The following is a 14,306-nucleotide window of genomic DNA, read 5'->3' on the forward strand; positions in this document are numbered from 1 at the left end:
CGGTTCCCTTCGCGTGACCTTGCTTATTTTTTGTTAAGCTCCCATGTTTTCTGATGCTCGGCTGCAAGCTCTTCTACATTGACGTCTTGAATGAGCAAGCTTTGCAGGCCCGTCAAATGAATTTGCGTCGTAGCCGGTTCAATCACGTTGTCAAAGTTCATGTCGCCGCCTTGAACTTCGTTGAAGCGCCCCGTTACTTCAATTGCCAGGTCGGAGTAGCCGGCCGCTTTAAAGTCGCCTTCTACCTTTTGAGCCAAACCAACCGCAGATTTCTTCTCAAAAGCTACCTTCGGATAATTGGTCATAAAATATTTCAAAAACTTTTTGCTTTCTTCCAAATTGTCGCTGTTCGCGCCAAGAGCATAAGCTGTGCCCGGAGCGATAACGTAATCTTTGGGATCTCCTTTGCCTCCTACAGTCGGGAACGGCAAGAATCCTACTTTTCCTTTGACGGCAGATGCATCTATAGAGGAAACCTCCCAAGTTCCCATGAAGTACATGGCCGCTTTACCGTCGCGGAATTGCTGGGATGCCGTGTTGTTATCGTAAGTAGCCGCTCCTTCTTGGTAAGCGCCGGCCTGAATCAGGTCTTTTGTTTTTTGGAGTGCTTCAACAAATACAGGATCTGTAAATTGCTTATTGCCCTTCACAACCTCATCCAAAAACTTCGGTCCGCCGTTAACGCGCTGAAGAACGTTTGTAAACATAAAGGAAAGTGGCCATTTATCCTTGCCGCCCAAAATAAAGGCCGGAATACCCGCTTCTTTGAACTTAGGAACGGATGCGATAAGGTCTTCGAAAGTTTGCGGCGGCTGTACTCCCGCTTTTTCGAACAGCTCTTTGTTGTAGAAAATACCTGCAATGTTCATATCGTATGGCAATGCGTAAAGGTTGCCGTCGACAGTATAGTAATCGAGCACGCCTTCCAGAAAGCTGTCGTTCAGACCGTCTGCAACAATGTCGTTCAAAGGAGCGAGAACCTTGCCATTGGCAAAAGGCAACAGCTGCGCACCAGGATTAACCATCGTAATATCGGCCACCTCGCCTGATGCGGCTTGTGTTTTCAGCTTTACCTTTTGCTGCTCCGTATCGAGGCGGTCCCACTCAATTTTAATATTTGGATTTTCAGCCATATAATCATTAACCAATTGTTCTTCTACTTGATATGGAGGAGTTGTCTTGTCCGTTTGGAGCGTTTGCAGGGTGAGCGTAATTTTTTTTCCTTCCGGTTTTCCCGTTGGTTTGTTGCTTCCAGCAGGCGTTTCGCTATTGCCGTTTCCGCAAGCTGCAAGTGCGAGTGTCAACGCCGTCGCAAGCAGCAGGCTTAGTGCGCGTTTCTTTTTCATCTTTTTTCCCCCTCGGTCTTGTGATCGCTTACATTCCTTACTTTACTCTTAATGCCGGGGCCGCGTAATACAAAAAATCAACATCTTATGTTGAAATTTTCTATTTCGTGAAGAAGTAAAACGGGGCTCCAGACACGGCTTAGGCGTTTGCCGCATACGATACAGCAGGATAAACACCTAATGTGATTTTTAGAAGGAGATGAACGTCTTACATGTCACATACTTATGAAAAACCCGCCTCTCAGCCAAAGCTGTCATCCACTCGTCAGTCTTCCGGTGCGGGCGGCTGCGGCTGCGGTCAAAAAAGAGCCTTTGTTCCGACTCCAGGCGTTGTCGTTGATCCCGATTTGTATCCAGCGCCATACCCATACCCGCTGCCTTGGATTCCAGGCCCTTGGATCGGTCCAGGTCCATGGCTCGGTCCGGGCCCGTGGGGTCCAGGACCTTGGCATGGCGGGCTGGGCGGGTTCCATGGCGGGCCCGGTGGCTTCCACGGTGGCGGCTTCCACGGTGGCGGCTTCCACGGCGGCGGCTTCCACGGCGGCGGTGGCTTCCACGGCGGTGGTGGGTTCCATGGCGGTGGCGGTGGACATGGCGGCGGTGGACATCGTGAACCGGAAGTGCTTCCACGGCCAACATCGCCGTCTCAGCAGCCAAGTCACTCCTCAGGTCAAGGAGGACACGGAAGCCAGGGCAGTCATGGCGGGCAAGGAGGTCATGGCAGCCAAGGCGGACATGGTGGGCAAGGAAGTCATAGCGGCCAAGGCGGACATGGTGGGCAAGGAGGTCATGGCGGGCATGGCGGGCATGGCGGACACGGTGGGCAAGGAGGTCATGGCGGGCATGGCGGACACGGTGGACATGGCGGGCACGGACATCACCCGCATGGCCCATTTTTCCCCGGACCTTTTGCCCCTTTTCCACCGGTTCCTATTCCTGTGCCCGTACCTGTTCCCGTCCCGATTGCGCCTGGGCAGCCTGGCTTTGTAACGGTGTTCATTAATGGCGGACGATTGTTCCCTAGCCTTACAAATAGCTATACGGTTCCTTATCGTCCCGGTCTTACGGTAGGAGAAGCGCTTGCCGCAACAGGAGTCGTTTATTTTGCGCCAACCGGCAATGTCGTGTCCGTTAGCGGAGTGCCTATAGCCGGAAATGTAAGCTATCGCATTTTGCTGAACGGACGCATTATCCCGTCCACCCTGCTGCAAGCTCCGGTTCAGCCAACGGATACCGTATCGCTTGAGTTGTTCTACGGTTAACAATTGTTCTGCGATTGACTAACCATTGTTCTGCGATTAGCACAGCGGTTCAAGCCACTAAAAAAGACGCCTCCATTCCACTTTCATAGTGGATTTGGATGCGTCTTTTGCATAGTGGGATGACCGTCTACTCTAAATCTGTACGTTTATTTGCGAATCGCTTTCCCTTTGCCTACAAGCAGCTTTAGCTGATCGTTTTCATAGCCGACTTTGTAAGTGACCTGATATTTGCTGAGCACGTTTTCCCCTTCTCTCCGCTCATCGACGGAAAGTACGGCCGTTACGGAAGCTTCCTCGCCAGTTACCGAAACATGCATATCGTCAATGACGACATTCCGCGTCGTCATATAGCCTTCGCGAAACTTCTCGTAGCTTGTGCCTTCCTTCCAGTTGCCCCCAAGAAGCGAATATGCGTACACGTAGTCGCTGTTGTTCAGACTGTCGTAAAAATGGGTGACCAAATAACGGGCCAGTTGGTCGAGCGATGCATCTTCGTCTTCGTGCCGGTTTTCCGTTTCCTCCGATAATGAAAGTTCAGGCAGCATAGTCATCGGTTCCTTCGACCAGCCCTCCGCCATCGCAAGCACGTTCGAAATCGGAATGCTGAAGCCGATTGCGCCTTCCTCCAATCCGGCGGAATTGATGCCGAGCACAGCCCCCGTTCTCGTATCGACAAGAGGTCCTCCGCTATTGCCCGGAGCAATAGGTGCGGAAATTTGATATAAATCCCTGTACGTGTACGGTTCAATTTTCAGGCTTCGTCCAACTCCGCTAATGATGCCAGTTGTCACTGTATTTTGAAAGCCAAGCGGACTTCCAACGGCAATGACATCGTCGCCCACTTCGCCCATTTCATACCGGACAAGACTAAGCGGCTGCGTACCCGCCAAATCCTTCACCCTGACGACCGCAATATCCGTGTCCGTGCTAATTCCGATCACTTCGCCCACCAGCTCTCGTGCGTCCGACGTTTTGACCCGCACTTCTCTGACGCCGGACACCACATGCGCATTAGTGAGCAGATCGCCTTCTTTATTGTACAGAAAACCTGAGCCTTGATTGCCGGTTTCCGTTTCAATCATAACGACTAGCTTCTGGGTTTCAAAAATAATGTCTTTGAGCGATTTTTTCACATCGCCCACCGCAAGCAGAGGTGAGCCCTCAAGCTGTTTTGGCACTTCCGCGCGAATGGCTACCGCAGCAGCGGCCCCCCCTCCCAAGATAAGAACAGAACCCAGGATGCCGACCCATATCCGTTTATTCATTCCAGTGTTCCTCCTCATCCTAATCCAGGTACCATGTCGCATGGTCGATCACAATCTCGACCTCTTCCGTCAGTACACCGTACACGGTGGATTGAAATTTCATCTGCTCTCCCGGCTCAATATAGTTTGGCGTTGCGCTGGCCGTTCCTTTGCCGAGCTCCTCGCCCTCTTTGCTTTTGACCGTAAACTCCACAGTAACGGAATAAATGGCTCTTGTAGCCGCATTGCGCAAAGTGCCATCTATCGTCAAATCTCCGAATTCATCCAGCGTCGTATCCATAGTGACCACTTCTACCGCCGCCGTTTGGTTAATAAGGTCTTCCTCTGCCGCCCGCTGCATGGCCTGCTCGATTCTTTGCTGCTCCAGACGCTCGTATTTCGCCTGCTCGTCTTGAATATCTTTCCGAAGCTTCAAAAGCTCTGCGTCATCCTTCACCAAAGCCAAGGACCGATTAACCACGGACAAAGCGTCGTTATAATCTTTTTTATTCAACAAGTGCTCCGCATCGCCGATCGTCATTTCTCTAATTCTGGATACGAGGCGTTTTTTCAAGGAGGCCGCTCCCTCGCCTGTCATGCCGTTGACGAGATTAAGCATGTCTCCATGCTCCTTAATCGTCGCCAGCGATTCAAATTGTTTATTGAGCTTTTGGAGCGTCAAATCCATATCCAGCTTATCCAGCCGCTCTCGCAGCTTTATATAGATAGGTTCCTTATGGCCGTTAAATTCGGTCAGAAGCTTCTGCAACGTCTTATCCGCCTCTTGTGTGTTATGTGAGGATAAGCTTGTTTCCACCTCTTTGATCATACGCTCAAGCTCGCTAACATGCTGAATGATTTCCGCATCCGCCGCAATAGCGGCAAAACCAGGACGAGCTTCCGCAGCTTCGACCAGCAAATCCAACGCTTTGTCGTATTCTCCGGCAAGCGCAGCCGTTTTGGCATCGTGTTGAAGCCGCAAGACGGATTCATTCACGTTTTTTTCATAGAGATACAAAAAAAAGACGGCCGCCGCCACCACGAAAACAAGTCCCGACAAGCCCGCAGTCAACAACCAGCCTCGTCCGGACGTTGCTTTTTCATTGCTTTGAAAGGAATCAACTGCTCGGGAACGCTTTTGCAAGCTGGGCTCGCTCAAATCTGGGTTATGACTGACGGCGCTGGTTATTTCAAGAGACGCCGCATCTTCCAAATGCGCGCTCCGTTCGTTATATTCACTGTTTTCCACTATGCGATGGGAATGAAGCCTTCTCCCGCATTGGCTGCAAAAAACGGCGTCTTCCGCAAAGTTTCTGACACATTGATGGCAATACAATTGCTTTCAACTCCCAACCCCAAGTTACTCTCTCTATATATAAACATATGTATCTATTCTATAACAAATAGTAAATAATCTCCATTTCAAAATAGTGGGAAACAAAAGAGGCAGATAGCAAGCATTCCTTGTACAAAAGGAAATGCCACTACCTGCCGATATTTTGGTTTCAACTTCCAAAATGAAATTTTCCCGCCTATCGGAATTGGACAGCCTTATTCGCGAATACCTAGCCTTTCCAAAAGGTATCGCCTTACGTCATCCGCCAGATCCTCTCGTTCCAGTGCAAAGTCAATCGTCGCTTGCACAAAACCAAGCTTATCGCCGACATCATGACGCTTCCCGTCAAAGCAGTAAGCGTAGAGCGAAGAAATTCGCTTCAGCTCCTGCAAACTGTCCGTCAGCTGGATTTCTCCCGCTTTGCCCGGCTCCGCCTTCTCAAGCAAGCGGAAAATATCGGGGTGGAGCACATAGCGGCCCACAACGGCATAGTTGGATGGCGCTTGCCCGGCAGCCGGCTTTTCGATAATGTCCCGAACGGCTGCGACGCGCTTGCCCCGCTCAATATCGACAATCCCGTACTTATGAGTTTGATCCCATGGCACCTCCATAACGGCCACAACGGAAGCTTGCTGCTCTTCGTAAATGTCCATCATTTGCCGCAGGCACGGCGGTTCAGACGTTAAAATATCATCGCCTAGCAATACGGCGAACGGCTCGTCGGCAATAAACCGGCGCGCGCACAATACGGCATGGCCAAGCCCGAGCGGCTCCTTCTGCCTCACATAATAAATATCTGCAAGCTTTGAAATGTCTTTAACAATAGAAAGCATCGTTTCGTTATTTCGTGCCTCAAGCTCCGCTTCCAGTTCCATCGATTTGTCAAAATGATCCTCAATCGCCCGCTTATGCCTTCCGCTAACGATAACGATGCTTTCAATGCCGGACTGCACCGCTTCCTCAACAATATATTGGATCGCCGGCTTATCGATGAGCGGCAGCATTTCCTTCGGCTGAGCCTTCGTCGCAGGGAGAAACCGCGTGCCGAGTCCGCCAGCAGGAATAATAGCTTTCCTAATCGAGTTTTGCATGGCCAATAGACTCCTCTCTCCTTAATAGGGAGATTGTTCATTGCGGACTATTATACCAGTTATTGCAAAGGCAAACCATCCGGCTCTCCCCCATATTGTTGAAAAAAGAAGCAAGATGAATGTTGGATGAACTGTATTGACATTCGTTACAGTTTATACTACCTTTGAGTTAAGATGAAATGACCAGAATAACTTACCCCATTGGAGGAGTGCCACATGCACAAAACCATTATTATCGGCACCGGTCCTGCCGGATTAACTGCCGCCATTTATTTAGCCCGAGCCAATATGGAGCCGCTTGTTATCGAGGGCTGGCAGCCGGGCGGGCAGCTGACGACAACGACAGAAGTTGAAAACTTCCCCGGTTTTCCGGAAGGCATATTGGGAAGCGAATTAATGTCCAATATGCGTAAACAAGCTCAGCGCTTCGGGGCCGCTTTCAAAACGGGCGCCGTCAAAAGCGTCGATTTCAGCAAACGCCCTTATACGCTTGAAGTGGAAGGGCTAGGCCAATTGCAAGCGGAATCGGTCATTATTTCCACTGGCGCTTCGGCCAAATATTTGGGCATTCCCGGCGAGCAGGAAAATATCGGCCGCGGAGTCAGCACCTGCGCGACATGCGACGGCTTTTTCTTCCGCGGCAAAAAGCTCATCATCGTCGGCGGCGGAGATTCCGCTATGGAAGAAGCCGGCTTCCTTACCCGCTTCGCTACTGAAGTTCGGGTCGTAAACCGCCGCGAAGAGCTGCGCGCCTCCAAAATTATGCAGGATCGCGCTCGCAGCAACGAAAAGATCGCTTGGAGCTTAAACCGTACTCCACTTGAAGTTGTTGCCGGAGAAAACGGGCTGAAAGGACTGCTTGTCCGTAACAACGAAACCGGCCAAGAAGAGCTGCTGGAAGCGGACGGTGTGTTTGTCGCTATCGGTCACACTCCAAACACAGGTTTTCTCGGGGGCCAAATTACAACGGATGATCATGGCTATATTATCGTCAAGCCGGGAACTTCCGAAACGAATATTCCGGGAGTGTTTGCTTGCGGCGACGTTCAGGACAATATTTACCGCCAAGCCATTACAGCGGCAGGCAGCGGATGTATGGCCGCGCTCGACTGCGAGCGTTATCTGGAATCGCTAGTTCATGAGACGCAGCACACATAAACTTTTTGGCCAAGCTACTGGAATAAAAAGTGCAATTCATGTATAATAAACGTGTTGAGAGTTCAAAATATAAAGGCACTGCTACCGCATACCTATGTTCGATATATGCCTCGCGAGAGCGGCGCTGGACATTTTCAGGAAAAGGTACAACCTCGGCTAAGTGAGCAGAGGTTGTGCCTTTTTTCGTTGTTGCTTTTCGGAAAAGAAGTGCCAAAACGGAGAAGAAAAGGAGAAACCGCCATGTTATTAGAAGCTATCTACCACAGGCCTAAACAAAATTGGGCTTACGCTTACGACGGTCAAACGCTGCATCTTAGAGTTCGCACAAAACGCGGGGACGCTACGCGCGCCCAAGTTATCGCGGGAGACAAATATGCTTGGGGGCAAACTGTTGCTTCCGTTGATATGCGCATTCTTAGCTCCGACGAAAGGTTCGATTACTGGGAAGCGGCGGTTAAGCCTCCCTTTCGCAGACTTAGATACGCATTCCGTTTTTTTAACGATCAGGAGACGGTCATTTTGACCGAAAAAGGATTTGAGCCGGAACTGCCGGACAATCCGAATACGTTTTTTGATTATCCGTTTCTAAACCCCGTCGATATTTTCGAGCCGCCGGCTTGGGTGAAAGACGCTGTATTTTATCAAATTTTCCCTGAAAGATTTGCAAATGGCGATCCGTCGCTTGATCCCGCAAACGTTGAGCCTTGGGGGGGCGAGCCGACTCCGCAAAACTTTTTTGGCGGCGATCTGCAAGGGGTAATCAACCATCTGGATTATTTGTCGAAGCTGGGCATTAACGCGATTTATTTTACGCCGATTTTTGAAGCGACAACAAATCACAAATACGATACGGAAGATTATTTGAAGGTCGATCCTCATTTTGGAACAAATGATACGTTGAAGGAGCTTATCGCTCAGTGCCGCAAACGTGGAATTCGCGTTTTGCTGGACGCCGTATTCAACCATTCGGGACGCACGTTCCCTCCTTTTGTCGACGCCCAGAAAAACGGGCAGCAATCGAAATATGCCGACTGGTTCCATGTACGCGAATGGCCTCTCGCCGTTGTGGACGGGGTTCCGACTTACGAGACGTTTGCCTTTGAACCGATGATGCCTAAGCTCAATACCGAAAACGCGGAAGTAAAAGCTTATTTGCTGGAGGTTGCCCGCTACTGGGTAGAAGAAATCGGCATTGACGGCTGGCGGCTTGATGTAGCCAATGAGGTTGACCATCAGTTTTGGCGCGAGTTCCGGGCGATTGTCAAATCGGTAAATCCGGAAGCCTATATTTTGGGGGAAATTTGGCACGACTCCATGATGTGGCTGCAAGGGGATCAATTCGACGCCGTCATGAACTATCCGTTCACTAACGCGGTGCTCGATTTCTTCTCTTACGGCACGATCGACTCTGCCGCGTTTTCAAGCGCTATCGGCACTCAGCTTGCAGCCTATCCGCAACAGGTAACGGAAGCGGCATTCAACCTGCTGGACAGTCACGACACGCCAAGACTGTTGACCCTATGCGGGGACGAAAAGAAAAAGCTGAAGCTGGCTGCTTTGTTCCAGCTTACTTATCCCGGAACTCCGTGCATTTATTACGGCGATGAAGTCGGGCTGGACGGCGGAGCCGACCCTGGCTGCCGCAAATGTATGGTGTGGGAGCCTTCCGAACAAGACGGGGAGCTGCTCCAATTTTATTCAGATACGATTCATTTGCGCCACGCGCATGAAGCACTGCGCAGCACGGAGCTGTCTTTCCTTACGAGCGGACCGGAGGATGGCCTGCTCGTCTACGAGCGCCGCTCCGGCGAGGAACGTCTGTTGATCGCGCTTAATGCGCGGGAGTCGTCTGTGGAGACGACGGTGACTATCCCGTCTGCCGTATGTGGCGGGCCAGCCGTACACGCCATTCCTTTCCGCGGGTTCCAAGCCGCTAGCTCCGCTGCGGAGGATGCAGCAAATGCTATTAATGAAGCAATAACTGCTGTTGCTAATGAAAAAGAGGCTGCCGCCCATGCGCCGGAAGGTGCCGCTTCTACTGGGTGGACGGTTCTTCAATCGGGAGCGGCAACGTTCCAAGCAGGCGGTTCGATCAGTACAGACCAACTGGGCCAGCTTAAGCTTCGTCTCGATGGCTACGAATATGTCGTTTTGAAACAAGTATAGAAATTTGTAAGGGACTATTGAAGCATTGAAGGACTGTCCCAAAAAGTAGGACATCTGCTCGTTTGCTTGATAAACAGTTCCCTTAACGAAAAAACACCAAAAATGGCGATGCAAGGGTAGTAATGAACTGTGAATCGCAAGATAGACACTTCAAAAGAGTGATTATCTTGCGGGTCGCCTTTCAATTCATCCCTACATCGCCATTGCTATTTCTTGTTGTTCTATAGTTGTCTTCTTGAACAGATTGTGGGTGAGCGGAAGCTACGAGTTCACCAAGGCAATTGGCACAATTAAATTACCGAAACGGGCTGCTTTGAACGCTCCAGTGGTTTCTGGTACAACTAAATGCTCGAAACGGGCCGGTTTGAACGCTCCAGTAGTTCCTGGCACAACTAAATTACTGAAACGAGGCACTTTGAACACTCCAGTGGTTCCTGGCACAACTAAATTACCGGAACGGGCTGCTTTGAACGCTCCAGTGGTTTCTGGCACAACTAAACGCCCGAAACGGGCTGCTTTGAACGCTCCAGTGGTTTCTGGCACAACTAAATGCTCGAAACGGGCCGGTTTGAACGCTCCAGTGGTTTCTGGTACAACTAAACGCCCGAAACGGGCCGGTTTGAACGCTCCAGTGGTTTCTGGTACAACTAAATGCCCGAAACGGGCCGGTTTGAACGCTCCAGTGGTTTCTGGTACAACTAAATGCTTGAAACAGACCGACCTGAGTGTCTTAGTGGTTTCTCACTCAACTGCGGGCATTACTCAGTCATAGTTGTGCTTTTTCCCAAAAAAGCAGACAAGGGGCTGCCCCAAAGGCCTAGGCAAAGGCAAAGGCAAAGGCAACTAAGGATAAACCGGACCCAAATGCAAAGCCAAAAAGCCTTCAAATCCACCGCTACGGTGGGTTTGAAGGCTTCTTTTTGAATCAAAAAAGGCTTTTGGAACTGCCCCTCACGCTTTATAATTAACCCTTCGATGCGCCGGAGGTCAAACCTTGAACCAGGAAGCGCTGGAGGAATACGAACAGCAAAGTGATCGGAATCGCAATCAGCACGGCACCAGCAGCAAACATGGTAAAGTTGCTGTTTTGGGACGAATTGACAAGATCCCACATGCCTACAGCAAGGGTCCAGTTCTCTTTGCTTCTCAGCACGAGGCGGGCAAAAATAAAGTCGACCCACGCCCCGGTAAACGTCGTAAGCGCAACATACGTCAGCATCGGTCTCGAAAGCGGAAGCATAATGCGGATGAATATTTGAAAATGCGATGCGCCGTCAATACGCGCTGCCTCATCGAGCGTACGCGGAATGGTGTCGTAGAACCCTTTTACGATAAACCCTGAAAGTACGGAACCTGCGGAATAAACCAAAATCAACGCAAAATGCGTGTCCAGCAAGTTAAGCTGAAGCAACACGATAAAGATCGCGATCATACTCATGAAACCAGGGAACATACCTAGCACGAGCAGCAAAGTAAGCGATGTTTTTCTACCTTTAAAACGGAATCTGGACAACGCGTACATGCTGAGCGTTACAAGAATGGTTGAAAAAATCATCGTAAACGTCGCAATTTTGAGCGTGTTCAAATACCATTTCCCATATTGGAAGCTCGGATTGGTGAACAGCTCTTTATAATGAACAAGCGTAAATTTATCCGGTATAAGCGTCGGACTGAACAGCGACGTTCCCGGTCTTAACGAGGATAGCACGACCCAAATAGCCGGGTAAAGCGCACAAACCGCAAGAATAATCAAAATAGCGTAGCTGATCGTCAGACGAAACGCATTTGCTGATTTTTGCCCCATTTTCATTGGATCATATCCTCCTCTTTGTAGGATTTCGATCGACGGTAGCTCCAGATCGACAGCGATGCGATGATCACAAAAATAATGATGCCGATTGCCGATGCCATATTAAACTGGCTGTTGTTCAACGTCAGTTTATACAGCCATGTGACAAGCAAGTCGGTGCTTCCCGCAAACTGATAATCCCCTTTGACCGGATCGCCGTTTGTCAGCAGGAAAATGACGTTAAAGTTGTTGATGTTGCCGGCGAACTGCATGATCAAAATCGGTGCCGTAGAGAACAAAATAAATGGCAGCGTAATGATTTTAAACTTCTGAAAGCCTGTTGCGCCGTCCACGTCGGCCGCTTCGTACATATCTTTTGGAATCGCCGTCAAAATACCCATAATGAGTACCATAGAAACCGGGATGCCGACCCACATGTTTACGAGTATAACGGTTACCTTCGCCCAAAACGGATCCGTGAGCCAAGGAAGCTTGCCCAGTCCGAAATAGCTCAAGTATTGGTTGATCGGACCAAATTGACCGTTGAACAGGTTTCTCATAATAAGTAAGGAAATGAGCTGCGGAATCGCATATGGCAAAATAAAGATCGTACGCCACATTTTTTTGAAACGAACGCCTTTCGATTCTACGATCAAAGCGACGATCATGCCGCCAAAATAGGTGGTAGCCGTAGCAATGACCGCCCAAATAATCGTCCAGGTCAAGACGCCTAAAAATGTATGGCTCCATGTTTTAAGACTGAGCAAATTCGCAAACGTTTCAAAACCAACCCAATCCACCAGCGATTTCGGTGGGATATGATTTGGCGAGGAATAGTTCGTAAACGCCAGCAAAATCATAAATACGATTGGCATTATAGTGAGGAACAACACGCCAAGACCTGGCAGCGTAAGCATCAAATACGGGAAATTGCGGTCCGTCATATAAGCCCACGATTTTTTGAAGTTAGCAGGAGTGTTCCCTTTATCTCTTAAGCTCCCCGTACGATACGCGTCGCGAATATTCATATAGTAAATAATCAAAAAGAGAAGAAACAGGAATATGGTAATCAAACCGCTAATCAGCAAATAGATGGAATGATCTCCTTCCACCCGAACCATAAGCTTGCCTACTTTTTCAAAACCTTGCGTCTTTTCGCCTAGGGTAACAACGCCCCAAACTGCTCTTCCCAAATTCGGGATAAAAAACATTAATGCCGCCGCTTCAACAGCGATAAGTATGAAGCCTTTAATAAACTGACGATTGTACAATTGGCCAAGTCCCATAAACAGGACTGACAAAGTTGCCGCCATGCCGCGATGACGATTCATACCGCCTAGCTCCCTTCCCTTCATGTAAACGTCGGTTCACCCGCCCGGTTAGATCAGGCGGGTGATTCCGACGTTCATCCTAAATTATTTTGCCGCAACGCCATTGTTTGCGTCTTTAATTTGTTGTACTGCGTTGTCCAAAGCTGCTTTCGGATCTTTGCCGGAGTTCCACACATCGGAGAACGCCGCCGCAATCGGGCTCCATACGTTGCTCATCTCAGGGATAGAAGGCATTGGAGTGGATTGGTTAAATTGCGCCAAGAAACCTTTTACGATTTCGTCGCTTTGTACTTTAGGATCGTTAGCCGCTTCTGTATTGGAAGGGATAGCGCCTGTAATTTCAAAGTTTTTCAATTGAGCTTCTTTAGTCGATGCAAAGTTAGCGAACAGACGAGCCGCGTTCGGGTACTTCGAGAAGCTGTTTACATACCATGCTTTAACGCCGGAGAAAGAAGAAGCCGCATGACCGTTAATGCTCGGAATTGGAGCTACGCCAAAGTCAATGCCCGCTTTTTTGTAGTCGGCGATTGTCCAAGGACCATTGATGTCCATAGCCAGCGCGCCGGAAGTAAATAGACCTTTTTTGATGTCAAACGTGATGTCGCCGGAATTCAGCGGCAAAATGCTCTTTTTTAAGGAACCGTAGTATTTCATGCCCGCTACTGCGCCTTCGTTGTTCATACCGATATCGTCTTTGTTTTGGCCGTTGTCGCCATATACATAACCGCCAGTGGAGATGAACGGGTAGTTGAAGTAGAAATTGCCGACTTCCCACATCAGAGCGTATTTATTGTTTTTTGTATCGTTGAATGTTTTTGCAAACTCAACCACTTCGTCAAACGTTTTTGGAGCTTCAGGGATCAACTTTTTATTGTAAAATAGCGCGTATGTTTCTACGGAACGCGGGTATCCGTACATTACGCCGTCATAAGATACTGCATTGTTAGTCAGTTCGGAATTTGCTTTTTTGGATTCTTCTTCAAAGTAGTCGTTCGGCAATACAAGACCGGCCGATACTGCTTTGCCTAAGTTGTCATGAGGGAATAGAACAACGTCTGCGCCAAGTCCCGCAGGTCCGTCGGAAACGAGCTTGTTGACTTGGTCCGCTGCAGGAAGCTCTTCGAATTTAATTTTAACGCCGTATTTTTCCGTAAATTCTTTACCGATTGCTTCTACGAAAGGACGCTCTTCTTTGGATTCCCAAATGAGAAGCTCTGCGCCTTTTTCTGGAGCCAGCTCTCCTTCAACTGCCTCGCTGCCGGGACTGCTCGTAGGAGTCGCGCCGTTGCCAGCGTTGCCGCCTTTGTTTGCATTACCGCACGCAGAGACGATGAATAGTGCAGCGATCATGGTCATAACAAGCCATTTTTTCATTCCTGTAAACCCCTTCCAAAATGTAAGTATGTTCGGATAAGCCGCTTTCATTTCCCGACACCAAACGTCCTGTCCATAAAATGCGATTAATGACCGCTTTTTATGCGATTTGCCCGGCCGCACCCAAAATTGCAGCCTTTTTGTGCCACTGCCATAAAAATTAGAAGCTCAAAGAAACTAATATTAAGCAGATAATTATGCAACTCATT

At 49.4% G+C, this 14,306-nt stretch carries 11 protein-coding genes; 3 read left to right on the forward strand and 8 right to left on the reverse strand.

Features of this window, described 5'->3' with window-relative positions:
* Nucleotides 1–23: 23 nt before the first annotated feature.
* The gene (locus ACFQZE_RS18700; protein ID WP_379359791.1) at nucleotides 24–1,346 is read right to left on the reverse strand and encodes an extracellular solute-binding protein; all 1,323 of its coding nucleotides are present in this window, start codon (nucleotides 1,344–1,346) and stop codon (nucleotides 24–26) included.
* Nucleotides 1,347–1,558: 212 nt separating this feature from the next.
* On the opposite strand from ACFQZE_RS18700, the gene ACFQZE_RS18705 reads away from it, so the two are divergent.
* Nucleotides 1,559–2,608, forward strand: a complete 1,050-nt coding sequence (locus ACFQZE_RS18705; protein ID WP_379359793.1) for a hypothetical protein — start codon at nucleotides 1,559–1,561, stop codon at nucleotides 2,606–2,608.
* Between the two features lie 146 nt (nucleotides 2,609–2,754).
* Here the strand turns inward: ACFQZE_RS18705 and ACFQZE_RS18710 are convergent, their stop codons facing one another.
* The 3 genes from ACFQZE_RS18710 to galU form a co-directional block, all read right to left on the reverse strand.
* The gene (locus ACFQZE_RS18710; protein ID WP_379359795.1) at nucleotides 2,755–3,873 is read right to left on the reverse strand and encodes a S1C family serine protease; all 1,119 of its coding nucleotides are present in this window, start codon (nucleotides 3,871–3,873) and stop codon (nucleotides 2,755–2,757) included.
* 19 nt (nucleotides 3,874–3,892) lie between these two features.
* Nucleotides 3,893–5,188 (reverse strand): FxLYD domain-containing protein, encoded by a 1,296-nt coding sequence (locus tag ACFQZE_RS18715; RefSeq protein ID WP_379359797.1) that lies wholly within the window; start codon nucleotides 5,186–5,188, stop codon nucleotides 3,893–3,895.
* Between the two features lie 215 nt (nucleotides 5,189–5,403).
* On the reverse strand, nucleotides 5,404–6,279 hold the full coding sequence (gene galU / locus ACFQZE_RS18720; protein WP_379359799.1) for a UTP--glucose-1-phosphate uridylyltransferase GalU: 876 nt from the start codon (nucleotides 6,277–6,279) through the stop codon (nucleotides 5,404–5,406).
* Nucleotides 6,280–6,495: 216 nt separating this feature from the next.
* On the opposite strand from galU, the gene trxB reads away from it, so the two are divergent.
* Together trxB and ACFQZE_RS18730 are read left to right on the forward strand one after the other, a co-directional pair.
* The gene (trxB, locus tag ACFQZE_RS18725; RefSeq protein ID WP_379359801.1) at nucleotides 6,496–7,437 is read left to right on the forward strand and encodes a thioredoxin-disulfide reductase; all 942 of its coding nucleotides are present in this window, start codon (nucleotides 6,496–6,498) and stop codon (nucleotides 7,435–7,437) included.
* Nucleotides 7,438–7,677: 240 nt separating this feature from the next.
* Nucleotides 7,678–9,603 (forward strand): glycoside hydrolase family 13 protein, encoded by a 1,926-nt coding sequence (locus ACFQZE_RS18730; protein ID WP_379359803.1) that lies wholly within the window; start codon nucleotides 7,678–7,680, stop codon nucleotides 9,601–9,603.
* Between the two features lie 261 nt (nucleotides 9,604–9,864).
* On the opposite strand, the gene ACFQZE_RS18735 is transcribed toward ACFQZE_RS18730, so the two are convergent.
* From ACFQZE_RS18735 to ACFQZE_RS18750, 4 genes are all read right to left on the reverse strand, one after another.
* Nucleotides 9,865–10,146 carry a hypothetical protein gene (locus ACFQZE_RS18735; protein WP_379359805.1) on the reverse strand — a complete coding sequence of 94 codons (282 nt, stop codon included), beginning with the start codon at nucleotides 10,144–10,146 and terminating at the stop codon, nucleotides 9,865–9,867.
* 421 nt (nucleotides 10,147–10,567) lie between these two features.
* Complete coding sequence (locus tag ACFQZE_RS18740) at nucleotides 10,568–11,413, reverse strand: sugar ABC transporter permease (protein WP_379359807.1); 846 nt, start codon at nucleotides 11,411–11,413, stop codon at nucleotides 10,568–10,570.
* Nucleotides 11,410–12,723, reverse strand: coding sequence for a carbohydrate ABC transporter permease (locus ACFQZE_RS18745; protein WP_379359810.1), 1,314 nt, complete (start codon nucleotides 12,721–12,723; stop codon nucleotides 11,410–11,412). Before ACFQZE_RS18745 ends, ACFQZE_RS18740 begins: the two co-directional genes overlap by 4 nt.
* Before the next feature lie 84 nt (nucleotides 12,724–12,807).
* On the reverse strand, nucleotides 12,808–14,097 hold the full coding sequence (locus tag ACFQZE_RS18750; RefSeq protein ID WP_379359812.1) for a sugar ABC transporter substrate-binding protein: 1,290 nt from the start codon (nucleotides 14,095–14,097) through the stop codon (nucleotides 12,808–12,810).
* Between the last annotated feature and the right edge of the window lie 209 nt (nucleotides 14,098–14,306).

Origin of the sequence: Paenibacillus sp. GCM10027627 (assembly GCF_042675505.1) — a bacterium.
Taxonomy (GTDB): domain Bacteria; phylum Bacillota; class Bacilli; order Paenibacillales; family Paenibacillaceae; genus Pristimantibacillus.